Consider the following 14,692-nt stretch of genomic DNA (forward strand, 5'->3'; position numbering starts at 1 on the left):
AAGAAACACGCGCCGTTTGGACGCGTGTTTTTTTATATTTATTACTTCTATTACTTTACTGCGAACTTATTTTTTAACGCAAATTGCCTAAGTCTTCTTCGGTCAAACGCCAGCGGCCTTTTTTCTTCGAAGCGCCTCGTCCGCGCATGGCGCTATTCATTATGAGTTTGTTCATGGAATGGCTTGAATGCGCATGACAAATGGCGCAGGCAAGCCCATCAGCGGCATCTTGTTGCGGTACAACTTCTAACGCCAAAATGCGGCAGACCATCTCTTGTACTTGCTCTTTTGCCGCCGCACCATAGCCGCAAACCGCTTGCTTAATTTGGCGAGCGGTATATTCCGACACTTCTAAATCAAGAGCGACCATAGCGGCAATCGCCGCACCGCGAGCTTGCCCGAGCTTCAGCGCTGAGTCTGGGTTTTCTGCCATAAAAACTTGCTCGATAGCGGTATAAATCGGCTCGTCGCCATATTTTAAATGATGCTGGGTGATACGCGTTAAGCCATTGAAAATACGCTTTAGGCGCTCAGGCATCTCTTTGGTATCTGTGCGAATGGTGCCTGCGTCTATATACGTAAGTTTGTCGCCCGTTTGTTGGATAATGCCATAACCGGTCATGCGCGAACCCGGGTCAATCCCGATAATAATTGCCATAGTATTCCGTCTTACTTACATTTTGTTTTATGGCTTAAAAATCAGCCGTAAGTTTGATAGTATAGCAATCAATCCCCATATACATCATATGTTAGCCATATTAATTTGCATGGCGCTTAATTTTTTAGATTTTATCTTATAGGACGACACTTTATGGGTCAGATAGTTGGTATTGCCATCGTTTGGTTTATTATCGAGATGCTGCTTTGGTATTTACTTGCGCAGTTTATGAGCGGTTGGTGGGTATTTATGTGGTTTATTATCGCCGCCGTTATCGGTATCTCTCTTATACGTAAAGGGATGGCAGCACTCAATCCAATGGCGCAGCAGATGAAAGCGGGCGGTATGATGAACCCTGCGATGCGTCCACAAGAATCAACCATGATTAAAAGTGTCGCTGTAGCAGCGGCGGGTCTGTTGCTGCTGATTCCAGGTGTGCTCAGTGATTTATTAGCCTTACTGGTGATATTGCCGCCGGTGCAAAAAAAGCTCAAAAACTTTGCTAATAATTACGTTATGAACAATCAGCAAAAAATGATGGAGATGATGGCAAAACAGATGGGTGGACAAAACCCGTTTGGTGGTGCTGGTGGTATGAATAACCAAAACCCATTTGGTCAGCAGCAACAAAATCCGTTTGGCAATGTGTTTAAACAACATACTACCGTTGATGGTACGGCTAAAAACATCCCTAAAGATGTCAAAAAAATTACCAAATCTGCCAATGACGAATAATCGATTTATTATTAAATAGACATTCTTGCCGACATAAAAAAAGCCCCTTTTACCATTAATAAAAGGGGCTTTTTGAGTGTTAAAACTATTTTTTATAAAAGATAATATTTATAAATAAAATAGCTAATAACTGAATAAAACAACCGAAGTGCCGCCGTAAGATGGTGACCCATGAACCGTGAAGTTCAGGGCGGATGCGTCACTGCCTCTGCAGGTTTCCTGAGACACCGCAAGCGGTGCAGGCATACACAATGAGGCAATAGGTACCACATCCTGGTAAAGCATTATCGGCTCAGGGAATAAACATCTACTAGCCAACACTTCAGAATATAATTATCTTAACCAATGACTTGAGTGATTGCAAGTACGATTTACAGATTGCTACGTAGGGTTAATGAGCAGCATGAATGATGTTGAGTGTTCACTGTGTTTACCATGAAATGACAGAATTTTTAAGGGCTTAAATATGGCTTAAAAGGGCGATTTTTCAGCTATTTCGAGATATGTGTTAATATAGAGGACTGTAAACATCCTAAGATAGCATTCTAGGCGTTCATTCACTTGAGGAGCGGTAATCCATGACCCATAACCAGCAACAAGCAGAAATTATCGACGATAGTCAGGCTCAGCTCAATAATAAGCAAGATAGCGAGCAAAATAAAAAAGTGCCCCATGTCTTAATGATATTAGATGGTTTTGGGCATCGTGAAGACGATAAGGATAATGCGATTGCTGCCGCCCATATGCCAAACCTAGATAAGATTTATCAGCAATATCCGCATGGATTGATATCGGCTTCAGGAGAAGATGTCGGCCTGCCAAATGGTCAGTTTGGTAACTCAGAGGTTGGCCATATGAATTTGGGCGCCGGCCGCGTGCTTTATCAAGACTCCACTCGTATCTCAAATGAAGTCGCCAATCGTGAGTTCTATAAAAACGAAGCACTGGTTGATGCGGTGAAAGCGGCAAATAAGCTCGGTGGTAACGTGCATATTATGGGATTGTTGTCTGATGGTGGCGTCCACTCGCACCAAGATCATATCGAAGCCATGTGCCATTCGGCATTAGTACACGGTGCCAAAAATGTCTTTGTGCATTGTTTTTTAGACGGCCGCGATACCCCGCCCAAATCTGCTGATAAGTACATCAACCGCTTACGCGACCATATTGCCAAGCTTAATGACCATTACGAAGGTGGCCGCGTGCAAATTGCCAGTATTATTGGGCGCTATTATGCAATGGATCGTGACAATCGCTGGGACCGCGTGCAAAAAGCCTATGAGCTTATCACCGAAGGTAAAGCCGATCGCTTAGCAACACGTGCCGATGGGGCCATACAAGCGGCGTATAAAGCACGTGAAACCGATGAATTTATCAATCCAACGGTGGTGATTGGTCGCGACGAAGTGCCTTATACGGTCGATGACAATGATGCGCTTATCTTTATGAACTTCCGCGCTGACCGTGCCCGTGAGCTTGCGCAAGCCTTTGTGCTACCAGATCATGAGTTTTCTGGTTTTGCCCGTCATAAGCAACCAAAGCTTGCCGCTTTTGTGATGTTGACCAAATACTCTGACGTGCTAGCGGACAATCCAAAAACCAGTATTGCCTATTATCCAGCGTCTTTGACCAATACGCTTGGCGAGTATTTACAAGATAAAGGTAAAACCCAGCTACGTATCGCTGAAACTGAAAAATATGCGCATGTGACCTTTTTCTTTAGCGGCGGCCGCGAAGACGAGTATGAAGGCGAGACGCGGATTTTAGTGCCATCGCCTGATGTTGCTACTTATGATTTACAGCCAGAAATGAGCGCGCCTGAGGTGACCGATGAGCTGGTCGCTGCTATCGAATCTGGTAAATACGATGTGTTAGTTGTTAATTATGCTAATGGCGATATGGTCGGGCATACAGGTGTCTTTGAAGCCGCTATCAAGGCGGTAGAGGCGTTGGATGTGTGCATTGGTCGTTTAGAGCAGGCGGTACGCGCTGCGGGTGGCGATATGCTGATCACCGCTGACCATGGCAACTGTGAGCAGATGCAGGACTACGAAAGCGGCCAGGTGCATACGCAGCATACTACTGAGCTGGTGCCACTGATTTATATTGGTGAGAAAGCCGTAAAAGTACGTAGCGGCGGCAAGCTTAGTGATATCGCGCCTACGATTTTGGCATTAATGGATATCGAACAGCCAGATGAGATGACCGGTAAAAACTTACTGCTTTCGGCTACATAAACTAGACATTTAATAGGATCATTTAGCAGTCTATTACTACTGCTAAAGCTATGGGGTTTCATAAAAAGGGAAAGATATTGAGTGTCTTTCCCTTTTTTTGCATTTTTTTTGCGCATCCCCGCATTTTGCTTGATACATATTGTTTAAGTTACTTGCAATACTGTCCTAGTCTTAGGTAGAAGCGCAGTGTTATTTTAGACGACATTGTTCATGAATAACTTTATAATCATAAATATCCATATAATCCAAAAGTTATAAAAATAATAACCAAATCCTTTCTTTGAGTAATTTATTATGCGTCTAATTCGCCCTTTATCCTTATTGCGGTCTAAAAGCTTGAGAAATATCATCATGCCATTGCCTGTTGATTCTAAATCTATTACTTCTAAATTTATTGGTTCTAAATCTTTTAAAATGAAGTCTTTTAATATCAAATCAATCGGCTCTCAGCTATTAAAACCCGCTCTTATAAGCAGTGTAGTAGGGCTAGGTGTGGTCAATATGCCAGCACAGGCTGCTACCAATGATAATCAAAAAATCAATAATACTGGCAAAAATCCCACGGCAAGCTTGCAATTGATTGGGCTTAACGACGACGATGTATCCTTAAATAATGCCGAGCAAGTTAATAACGCCGACGATTTATCAGATATCGCCGATATGCTCGAATCTGCCGATCAAGTCGATGACTCGATAGATGCTGTCGCTGATGAAAGTGCGCTAAATGACGAGTCAGACGTGATAAACACCGATATTCCCGCTGAAGTCGCGCAAGTATCGTTAAAGGCCATTTCGCCTGAAACACTAAAGACCTTTGTGGCTGTCGTTGATTTGGTACGCCGCGAATATGTGGATACGGTGAATGACGAAGAGTTATTTAGCAATGCCATGAGCGGTATGTTGACCAAGCTTGATAGCCACGCTGAGTTTTTGGATGCAGAAGCTTATGAGAATCTGCGCGCTTTTACTGAAGGCGACGTCGGTGATATCGGTATCAAGGTGCAGTATCAGCCTAAAGTAGGCTATTGGGTGATTACTGAGGTGGTTGATGGCTCACCTGCCGATAAAAAAGGCATTGCCGTTGGTGATTATTTGCACCAAGTGGACGAGTTTAAACTTCGTGAAGACGAAGAAAGTAATGACATTGAGCAATTGCTAACGGGCATTGCAGGTACCCAAGTAGATGTGGTGACGTCAAAAGCAGGCCGGCGTAAACATACCACGACTTTACAGCGTAATCACAACCATCCACAAGTTATTGAAACGCGCCTGGTAGATGGAATGGCTATTGTTAGATTACCCGCCTTTCAAAACAATAGCCGTGAAAAGCTGTTACAAGGGTTAATTGATTTGGATGCGCCTGTTAAGGGAATTTTATTAGACATGCGTGACAACCCAGGCGGTGTATTGGCGTCAGCGGTAAGCGTTGCCAGCTTATTTATGACCAATACCGATGTGGTACAAGTCAAAGGTCGTCAAAGCGACTCACGCACACTATCGACGCAAGGTGCAGCGTTATTAGATACCATGCCAGTTGTGGTGTTGCAAAATCGTTATTCTGCTTCAGCGGCTGAGGTCTTAGCCAGTAGTTTGCAAGCGCAAAAACGCGCGACTATTTTAGGCGAGGTCAGTTATGGTAAAGGTTCGGTGCAGTCCGTGATACCGCTTAATGACGAGCAGGCGGTAAAGCTGACCGTTGCTCATTACATGACCGCTTCGGGTAAAAAAATAGATGGGGTTGGGGTAGCGCCTGATGTGACTTTAACAGGAAGTGAAAGCACATGGGAGCAACAGGCGCTTGATTTACTCAGACAAAAAGCCCTGCCGTCGGGTGTTCGCTTTGTACGCAAGCCTCAAGCAGTGAATAATCCTAGTCAAGATGATACTAATAATAAAGTTGTTAAAAACAAAGTGACTCAAAACAACAGGCTTATCGACCATGTGACTGAAAAGCCGACTGAAAAACCGGCTGTTAAAGCCAAGCCCTAATTTCGTTAGCATTTAAACTGAGACTTTTCGAACTGATTTAATTATCGTCTTATGGTTAGCGCTTATATATTATTCAGACTGGTTTTCAGCAATTCCAAGCTTTGACATACGATAGCGTAACGAGCGGAAAGTGGTGCCCAACAATTCAGCAGCTTGGGTCTTATTCCAGTTTGTCTGTTTAAGGGCGGTAATAATCAGCTGCCTTTCCTGCTCTTGCAAATAATGCTCTAAGCCTTGGGCAGGTAATTGACCAGCGACAACTTCTTCTTTTAGTGATTTATCTAATTTCTCTTGCTCATTAGCTTCATTGTTTAATGGTTCTAACATAGCGCTGGCTGCTGTTTTATCAGTTTGCCCTACGGGACTGGTCGCAGCGCGCGCATTCATTGAAGGATAGTGCTGCGTAATGGTGCGATAAGGAGATATAGTAGTTTTTGCTTGTTGTGCGCTGTCTTTTTCTACGGCTTCTACGTTATTTTTTACCACATTATCTTTTATAGATTGCGCTTCTAAGCTTTCACTTTTATCTAAAATAGTATTACTCGAAAGGGTCGCTTTGTCAGCGTTGTTATTTTGCTCTACTTCTCCAATAGCTTCTTGCGCGTTCTCTAATTGTTCATTGTCTACATCAGCTAAGCCCAAATGACTCGCATCAATAGTGGATGTCTCCGCTAAGGTTATCGCGCGTTCAAGGATATTACGTAATTCGCGAACGTTACCCGCAAAGTCGTGATGTTGTAGGCGCGCGCACGCAGCATCGGTCAGCGTTGGCGGCGACTCCAATTGCCATTCATCGGCAATCAGGGTCAAAAAGTGTTTGGCCAATACCGGTATATCATCACGTCTTGCGTTAAGCGTCGGCAGTTTAAGCTCAATGACATTGATGCGGTAGTATAAATCTTGGCGAAAACTACCTGCTTGTACCAGCTGATTTAAATCCTTATGCGTCGCTGATAGGATACGAATATCAACTGGCACTTCTTTGGTATCGCCGATTGCGCGCACGGTTTTTTCTTGAATGGCGCGCAGTAATTTGACCTGCATCGCTAGTGGCAAGTCGGCGACCTCATCTAAAAATAGCGTGCCGCCATTAGCCTGTTGAAACAGTCCTTGTTTATCAGCGACAGCGCCAGTAAAGCTGCCTTTTTTATGACCAAAAAATTCTGACTCCATCAGCTCCGACGGAATCGCACCGCAGTTGACTGGCACAAAGCTGCCATCGCGGCGTGGACTTAAGTCATGTATTAAGCGCGCCACCACTTCTTTACCAGTGCCTGACGCCCCCGATAAAAAAACTGGCGCTTGTGAGCGCGCTAACTTTAAAATGGTATTTTTTAGCGGGTGCATGACGGCTGAGTCGCCAATCAGACGGCTATCGAGCATTTGCTGCTCAGGTGAGCGCTCAGGCGTTGACTTTGCGGCGTTATCTTGATGAATAACCTTGAGTGCATTTTCAACCAATTGACGTAGACGCGGCAGCTCGAGCGGCTTATTAACAAAGTCAAAAGCGCCCAGTTTCAGTGCTTCAATCGCCAAATCCATGCTGCCATGCGCGGTAATCACGGCAATGGGCGTACTTGAACTGCTGCTAATATGCTTAACCAACTCTAAGCCTGACCCATCAGGGAGTTTTAAATCGGTTAGACAAAAGTCATAGTCGTTTGCTTGCCAATAGGTTTTGGCTTGCGATAAGGTATAAGCCACATCGCTTTTGATGCCCATCTTGGTTAAGGTAATTTGCATCAAGCGGCATAAATCTACTTCATCATCAACGACTAGCGCGGTTGTGGTCATACATCATCTCATTGTCTTAAAATATTGCAAGGCATTAAAAATAGGTTTTATCTAAGTTTTCAACTGCTTCATTATCAATGGCCGCGTTGTCAATAGCAGGCGCAATCAAACGAAAACAAGTCTTTTTGTGTTCTGGAATATAAAGTAGGCGCGCATGGTTGGCTTCACAAAATGCTTGCGATAAATACAAGCCTAAACCCGTACCCGCCTTATCAGTGGTAAAAAATGGATTGAACAGGTGGGTTAAGTCTGCCGTGCTTACACCTGTGCCATCGTCCAATACATCAATTATAACATCGTTGTCGGCACAATAAATCTCGATTTCCACAACGGCATGAGGGTGAGCATAACTGCTATGACGTAAGCCATTGTTAATTAAATTGATAAAAATTTGCTCTAATTGATGCGGGTCAAATGAGATGGACGGCTGCGCATGACTATGTAAAAAAACATCGTGACCTTGAAAATAGTTTGCCAAAAATTCTGGCATCCAGTCGGTAAGGGCAATGAATTGCTGCTTGGCGGTTTGCTGACGTGACAGTTTTAAGACATCTTCAATAATACGATTAACGCGCTTTGTTTGCGTGAATATCATTTTATAAAGCTCATGATTTCCAGCCAACGCATCATTTGCGCTTGCACTCTCTATGGCCTGACTTTCTTCAATATCTTCTATCAGTAGTTGACTGGCTTGCGAGATAGCGGCTAACGGATTTCTTATTTCATGAGCAATACTGGCGGTCAGTTGCCCGAGTGAGGCCAGTTTTAACTGTTGGGCGCTGGCTTGTTCGCGGCGTAAATCTTCTAAAATGATCAGCTTACTGTCATCTTTTAGCGGGATAATTTCAACGCGAAGCTTACCAAAGACAGAGGCATTGGCAGTAGCAGGTAACTCATAGATAAAACTGCGAGATTGTCCCGTTTCTATCGACAAGCAAGCCTCAAATAACTGTAGATGTTGCGCGCGAAGCTGCTGCTGAAAGTCGGCGAGTGGCTTATTTATAATATGGTTTTTAATATTATTTGCAGTGTTTTTTGCATGGCTGTTTAAAGAATTGTTTAACAAGCTGTTTGGCGAGCTACTGAGCGCAGCATTTGTCTCAACATACTCTGCCTCCATTGCCGTAGTATTTGGAATACTCAGTAATTGATAAGCCGCAAGGTTAGCTAAAACTACTTGTTCACAATCGATAACAATGACACCGTTGGCCATTTGGGTGATGACTTCTTGATTGATAACGTTTAAGCGTTCGACTTCTTTGGCGTGGCGGGCTGCTACTTTCTCAACTTGTACCAAGCGCTGCGAGATTGACCAACTTAAACCGCCGACTGCCAAAAAGCTGGCTGACATCAGGAGCGCATCACCCAAATTTGCCAAACTCATGCTATTGGCAATCGCATAAAAAAACTGCTGATAGATAACGAAAATAATCGCCAGTAAAGTGATAATCAGCGCTTGCGAGCTATGAAGCAGCATAAAGCTGGCGGCAACCACCACCATATACAGCATGGTCAACTGCAAATCAGGCGCGCCAGCGGTATAAAGCAGTAAGCTTAAAATAATAACGTCTACTGCCAAACCAAACGCCAGCTGTTGCCGTGGATGCTTGGTCACTACATAAAATAAACCCAATAAAATTAAGCTTAAAAGGACATAAAAACTGAGCGCGGTTTGCTGCAAAAAACTTGGTAACGATGAACCATCGCTAGCGCGCGCTGTGATATACACCATCAGCATCGAAAATAGGCTGACGACAAAGCGATAGCTGCTATAAATCAATCCTAACCTGCGCAGCTGCGGCAAAGGTAAGGTGTCATCGCGCTGAAAATAATCCGTAATAGCGGCTATAACTCTACTAATAGAATTCATAGGTTTCGACGGCGCAGACTTTAAAGATTTCATAGGCGTTAAGGGTTTCGGTATTTCTATAGGCTTTAAAAATTAATCGTCATAAAAGAAAAGACGCCTAAAATGCATGCGCATAGCGACTTACGGTTGGATAAGCCCATGGCGAATGGCCAAATGGGTCAGCTTTACATCGCTATCGACACCGACTTTTTCATAAATGCGGTAACGATAAGTATTGATGGTTTTGACACTGACAAATAACTGGTCGGCGATTTGCTGCGGGCTTTGGCAATTCACCACCATCATGGCGACCTGTTTTTCTCGGTCACTTAATAAGTCAAAAGGTGAGCTGGCATTATCAGATAACAAAACATCCGCCAATTGCTCAGCGACGTCTTGGCTAAAGTAACGCCCGCCCTGATAGACTTTTTTCACCGCGCGTATCATCTCGTCAAGCGGCGTCCCTTTGGTAATATAACCATTGACACCCGCTTTAATAAGCATTGACGGATAAGGCTGCGCTGACATGCTACTCACGGCCAAAATCTTAAAGCCCATATCAAGCTGGATGAGGCGTTTGGTGGCTTCGAGGCCGCCAATATTGGGCATATTGACATCGAGCAATATCACATCCGGACGCAGCTGTTTTGCCAATTTAATCGCCATATCGCCACTATCCGCTTCACCGACGACTTCTATATCGGCACTATCTGCCAACATGCGGCTAATGCCCATTCGCACCAAATCATGATCATCTACTACTAGTACTCGAATCATAGTTATACTCTTTTCTATTGGTCAGAATAAAGGGTGCACTGTTAAACTTAAACTATCTAAATGATTTTACTGTCTTATTATAAATGTCAGCTGCTATAAATTTATTGACTAAAATATGTAAACTCACAAATTCCCTTATATTAAGCAGCATACTTTTATATGAACCTTGCAATTGTGCCCTTATAAGCTTAAATGTAATACTATATTGCGCCATTGTTAATTAATATTGCTACAATATAAACTAAATGTAGTAAAATTTGAATGTGGTCAAAAAACGACATCTAATTGATTTAGTAGATTAAACTTAAATGCAAACCATGATACACTAAAAATACAAAAACTCTATGCGAGTATCTACAAACACAACCACAAACGCTACGTACGTTGTTGATATTAGTTAGTATGTAACCGATTTTCTAACTAATGGCAGCGCGGCTGCAGGAGGCATAATGAAGCAACTACCATTAACCAAACAGCAATTAATCGCTGCTCTGATTTCATTGAGTTTGGGCAGTGTTGCACAAGCGGCGCTTACCATTAATGGTAGTTCTGGCTCTGAGTCTAGTGCTCGTGTGAGCTGGGGCGGTGCCGATAGCTTATCTGAAGCGCGTAAAATCATGTACAACAGCAGTAATAGCTCGGCGATTAAAAAAGTAGACAATGGCTACGGCGCCACCAATATTACTAATGCACACAGTTTTGGTAGCAGCAATAATAGCTTCAATAATACCAACAGCTATAACACCGCTTATCGTGGTGGTTTTAACAGCGGTAGTATGATTCCGATCAGTACCGATTCGCGCAGTGTTGTGGTCATCGATGCTGAAACTGGCGAATCTATCTACGAAAAAGCTGCTGATATTGCCCGTCCGATGGCAAGTATTACTAAGATTATGACAGCGATGGTGGTGCTAGACGCCGGTCTTGACATGCGTGAAGAGATTACCCTTGATCCAGAAGATTTCGTCGGTCCAAAACGCGCCAGCTCAAACCTTAAGTCAGGTGACCGTTTGAACCGTGCTGAGATGCTACTCATGGCATTGATGAAGTCAGAAAACCCAGCCGCAAAAAGCCTAGCGCGTAACTATCCAGGTGGTTATAGTGCCTTTATGCGCGCTATGAACCGTAAAGCTCAAGACTTGGGCATGACCACCGCTTACTTCGGTGACCCAACGGGTCTTGATAAGCGTAACGTCGCTTCATCAAATGATCTCGTTAAAATGGTACGTGCAGCTGGCAACTACGATGTCATTCGTCGTTTTTCGACCACCAAAAGCTATGACTTTTATGTCTCTAACTACTCAAGCGGCAACCGTACCTATAAAGCCAACAACACCAGCAGCTTAGTGCGTGATGGCAGCTATCCAATCGGTATCTCAAAAACTGGCTTTATCAATGAAGCAGGGCGCTGCGTGGTGATGGAAACCCGCGTTAATAACCGTCCAGCGATTATCGTGATTTTGGGTGCGAACAGCTCAGCGACGCGTTGGGGCGATGCTAAAAATATCTTAAACAGTTTGGCGACTCGCCGTACCGTATAAGCGTGTTATTTTAATATTGATGTACAAGGCTGTTATGTAATATAACAGCCTTTTTATTGGGTCAAATTTAAGCCCATTTAAGGAAAAACCATATGTTCCAAGTATCGGCTATGACGCCCGCGCCCAAACTATATTTACTGACAAATGATGATGAATTCGCGCTGTTATATGCAAAACTAGAAGCAGCATTAGCAACAGGGCTGGTAGCATTATTGCAAATTCGCCGTAAAAAAACCTTACAATCAGCAAATGGCAAAGAAAAACTCTATGAGGAAGCGCAGCAGATAGTCAGCTTAGCTAGAGCCTATAATGTCGATGTTGTGATGAACGATGACATTGCCCTTGCCAAAAAACTTGGCATCGGGGTGCATTTAGGTCAACAAGATGGCGCTATCGATGATGCCAAACGTTATCTTGCAGCCGAACAAGTTATTGGGCGAACTTGTCACGGCGATGTAGCGCTGGTCAAACAGGCAAAAGAAGACGGCGCAAGCTATGCGGCGATGGGCGCAGTTTTTGCTTCAAATACCAAACCTAATGCCCATGTGATATCTCGCCAGCAGCTCATCGAAGGTTGTCAACAGGGGATTGATATCTGCGTGATAGGGGGGTTGACGGCGGAAAATATAATCGAGCTGGCGGGTTTGCCAATTACCTATGTGGCGGTCGTTGGCGATATTATGGATTTGCCTGTACAGAAAATTGCCGCGCGTTGTCAGCAATGGCAGCAGGCGCTTAGCAGATGGCAAACGCCTGCTTGATTAGAAAGTTATATCAATTCTTTAATCTTTAAAGCTAACATTTATTTCAAGTAACATTATTTTAAGTGACATTTATTTAAAATAGCCATTAAAAATTAGGTGGTGTTCTAAAAAGTATGCTGGCGATGAAAGCCAATAAGAAATCTATGCGAAGTTCTCTGATTCTATAGGGCTTTCAAGACTTCAAAAATTATTCAAATTTTAATCAGCATACTTTTTGACACACCACCAAAAATTATTCTGCATGTTCCATACACAACGTAGCATATGGCAGCGCTTTTAAGCGTTGCGCTTCAATTTGTTTGCCGCACACTTCACATTCACCGTAGGTACCGTTTTCAATACGGCTTAGCGCGTTTTCGACGTAGATAAGGCTTTGACGTGCTTCATCCATCAAGCTTGCGCGCATGTCGTTTTGACGGTATGAGATGGCCTGATCTTCCCAATGTTCATTGAGGTCGTCTTGCGGGTTTTGAATATGGTCTTCGATTTTATCAATGCGAGTTTCATATTCTTCCTTTAGGTTTAGCAGGTCTTGTTTGGCAGTTTCAATATCAATACTCATAATTTTCTCCCGAGAAATTGTTTTTATTGTTAGGTTTATTATTCATTATCATCATAGGTTTTATAATAAGCTGCTTTCTTATAATGAGCGGTGCTTATCATAAACACTCTTTTATCATAGACAGCCTAACGATAAAGTACCACCACGAAATGTTACTGTTTTTAGTGCATGTGATTACTATTGAAATTTGGCAGTTATATGGATTGATAATCTATAGCGCAAAATTTATCGCAGTTCTTTATAAGAGAAGACTAAAAACTGCTAGAATACACCGCTGAAATTCTTGCTTGGACAGTTCTATAACACCAAGTGCGAGAATGTTCCATAATATACGTCTTAAAATGACTATTTCGTGAAAACGTTTTTCAGTTAGCAAACAGCCATATTGTAGATTAACCATAGATGATGCATAGGAGCAGGTAATGAATTTTTTGCGTATGAGTGAGCTGAGCTTAGCGGATAAGGTGGTATTGATTCGTGAAGACTTAAATGTGCCTATCAAAGATGGCAAAGTCGCAAGCGATGCGCGCCTGCAAGCCAGTTTGCCTACCATCAAAATGGCGTTAGAAAAAGGCGCAGCGGTGATTATTTGCTCACACCTTGGTCGTCCGACAGAAGGCAGTCCTGAGGCCATCTATTCGCTTGCGCCAGTTGCTGATTATTTAAGCGATAAGCTAGCTGCGCCAGTCAGCTTAAATAAAGACTATCTAACTCAAGGCGTGGCAATCAAGGCAGGCGAAGTCGTGCTGTTAGAAAACGTGCGCTTTAATAACGGCGAGAAGAAAAACGACACAGCGTTGGCGCAAAAATATGCGGATTTGTGCGATGTGTTTGTCATGGACGCTTTTGGCACGGCGCACCGCGCGCAAGCGTCAACCGAAGGCGTGACCCAAGCGATGCATCAGGCGGGCAAAGTCGCTTGCGCTGGACCTTTATTGGCCGCTGAGCTTGACGCCTTAAGTCTTGCGCTTGAAACGCCAGCCCAACCGATGCTGGCAATCGTTGGTGGCTCAAAAGTCTCGACCAAGCTTGAAGTACTGCATAGCTTAGCTGAAGTCTGCTCGCAAATTATCGTTGGCGGCGGTATTGCCAATACTTTTTTGGCAGCGCAAGGTCATAGCGTTGGAGCATCATTATATGAGGTGGAACTGGTCAATACCGCTCGTGATATTATGAGTAAGACTGAGATTTTATTGCCAGAGTATGTGGTCGTGGCCGATAAAAATGAGATTGATTTTTCGGACTTTACCGGCTCATTACAGAAAGCTACCGCTACTATTAAGTCGGTCGATACCATCGGCGAGAACGATATGATTTTAGACATCGCGCCAGAGAGCGCTGAGCAATTAGCGGCTGCTATTATTAAGGCAAAAACCATTTTATGGAATGGACCGGTCGGCGTATTTGAAGTCGATGCTTTTGGTCAAGGTACGCAAATTGTGGCAAACGCGGTTAAAGATAGCCAAGGGTTCTCGATTGCGGGCGGCGGTGACACGTTAGCGGCAATTGATAAATATCAAGTGGCTGACGGTGTAAGTTATATGTCGACGGGTGGCGGCGCGTTCTTAGAATTCGTAGAAGGTAAAGTATTACCTGCGGTTGCCGCCTTACAAATCAGCGAGTAATCGTTTTATCGTCATTTATCAATTAAGTAACATTAGATGTACAACTTATTATGAGTATCTGGGGTAGGCTATAAAAATAATAAAGTGACCACCGTGTTTGGTTTTATTGCTGTTTGGCCTGTCTATATGAGAGCTGCAGGATAAAGGTGAGCGTGAAAGGT

The 14,692-nt window shown here is 43.6% G+C and carries 11 protein-coding genes and 1 other RNA gene; 6 read left to right on the plus strand and 6 right to left on the minus strand.

What is annotated here, in order from left to right:
* Positions 1-73: 73 nt before the first annotated feature.
* Positions 74-658: a crossover junction endodeoxyribonuclease RuvC gene (ruvC, locus tag IQ457_RS10925; RefSeq protein WP_068406664.1), complete on the minus strand. Its 585-nt coding sequence runs from the start codon at positions 656-658 to the stop codon at positions 74-76.
* A gap of 153 nt (positions 659-811) precedes the next feature.
* On the opposite strand from ruvC, the gene IQ457_RS10930 reads away from it, so the two are divergent.
* Entirely contained in the window at positions 812-1,393 is a 582-nt protein-coding gene (locus tag IQ457_RS10930; protein ID WP_200663223.1) for an FxsA family protein, read from the plus strand.
* 136 nt (positions 1,394-1,529) lie between these two features.
* On the opposite strand, the gene ssrS is transcribed toward IQ457_RS10930, so the two are convergent.
* Positions 1,530-1,725, minus strand: a non-coding RNA gene (gene ssrS, locus IQ457_RS10935) — 6S RNA.
* A 246-nt stretch (positions 1,726-1,971) separates the two neighbouring features.
* Between ssrS and gpmI the strand changes: the two genes are divergently transcribed.
* Both gpmI and IQ457_RS10945 read left to right on the plus strand, forming a co-directional pair.
* Complete coding sequence (gene gpmI, locus IQ457_RS10940) at positions 1,972-3,630, plus strand: 2,3-bisphosphoglycerate-independent phosphoglycerate mutase (RefSeq protein WP_200663225.1); 1,659 nt, start codon at positions 1,972-1,974, stop codon at positions 3,628-3,630.
* A gap of 501 nt (positions 3,631-4,131) precedes the next feature.
* Positions 4,132-5,619 (plus strand): S41 family peptidase, encoded by a 1,488-nt coding sequence (locus IQ457_RS10945; RefSeq protein ID WP_242465424.1) that lies wholly within the window; start codon positions 4,132-4,134, stop codon positions 5,617-5,619.
* Positions 5,620-5,688: 69 nt separating this feature from the next.
* Here the strand turns inward: IQ457_RS10945 and IQ457_RS10950 are convergent, their stop codons facing one another.
* From IQ457_RS10950 to IQ457_RS10960, 3 genes are all read right to left on the minus strand, one after another.
* On the minus strand, positions 5,689-7,413 hold the full coding sequence (locus IQ457_RS10950) for a sigma-54-dependent transcriptional regulator (protein WP_200663227.1): 1,725 nt from the start codon (positions 7,411-7,413) through the stop codon (positions 5,689-5,691).
* 34 nt (positions 7,414-7,447) lie between these two features.
* Positions 7,448-9,283 carry a sensor histidine kinase gene (locus IQ457_RS10955; protein ID WP_200663228.1) on the minus strand — a complete coding sequence of 612 codons (1,836 nt, stop codon included), beginning with the start codon at positions 9,281-9,283 and terminating at the stop codon, positions 7,448-7,450.
* A 120-nt stretch (positions 9,284-9,403) separates the two neighbouring features.
* Positions 9,404-10,039, minus strand: coding sequence for a response regulator (locus IQ457_RS10960; protein ID WP_102076814.1), 636 nt, complete (start codon positions 10,037-10,039; stop codon positions 9,404-9,406).
* Positions 10,040-10,488: 449 nt separating this feature from the next.
* Between IQ457_RS10960 and IQ457_RS10965 the strand changes: the two genes are divergently transcribed.
* Together IQ457_RS10965 and IQ457_RS10970 are read left to right on the plus strand one after the other, a co-directional pair.
* A complete protein-coding gene (locus tag IQ457_RS10965; protein ID WP_200663230.1) occupies positions 10,489-11,580 on the plus strand; it encodes a serine hydrolase in 1,092 nt (363 codons plus the stop codon).
* Between the two features lie 92 nt (positions 11,581-11,672).
* Positions 11,673-12,341: a thiamine phosphate synthase gene (locus IQ457_RS10970; RefSeq protein WP_200663232.1), complete on the plus strand. Its 669-nt coding sequence runs from the start codon at positions 11,673-11,675 to the stop codon at positions 12,339-12,341.
* Positions 12,342-12,576: 235 nt separating this feature from the next.
* Here IQ457_RS10970 and IQ457_RS10975 read toward each other — a convergent pair whose 3' ends face one another.
* On the minus strand, positions 12,577-12,906 hold the full coding sequence (locus IQ457_RS10975; RefSeq protein ID WP_144297721.1) for a TraR/DksA family transcriptional regulator: 330 nt from the start codon (positions 12,904-12,906) through the stop codon (positions 12,577-12,579).
* A gap of 422 nt (positions 12,907-13,328) precedes the next feature.
* Here IQ457_RS10975 and IQ457_RS10980 point away from each other — a divergent pair, with 422 nt between their 5' ends.
* Positions 13,329-14,531, plus strand: coding sequence for a phosphoglycerate kinase (locus IQ457_RS10980; protein ID WP_200663234.1), 1,203 nt, complete (start codon positions 13,329-13,331; stop codon positions 14,529-14,531).
* Positions 14,532-14,692: the final 161 nt, after the last annotated feature.

It is taken from the genome of Psychrobacter sp. M9-54-1, from assembly GCF_016613355.1.
GTDB classification, from domain to species: domain Bacteria; phylum Pseudomonadota; class Gammaproteobacteria; order Pseudomonadales; family Moraxellaceae; genus Psychrobacter; species Psychrobacter faecalis.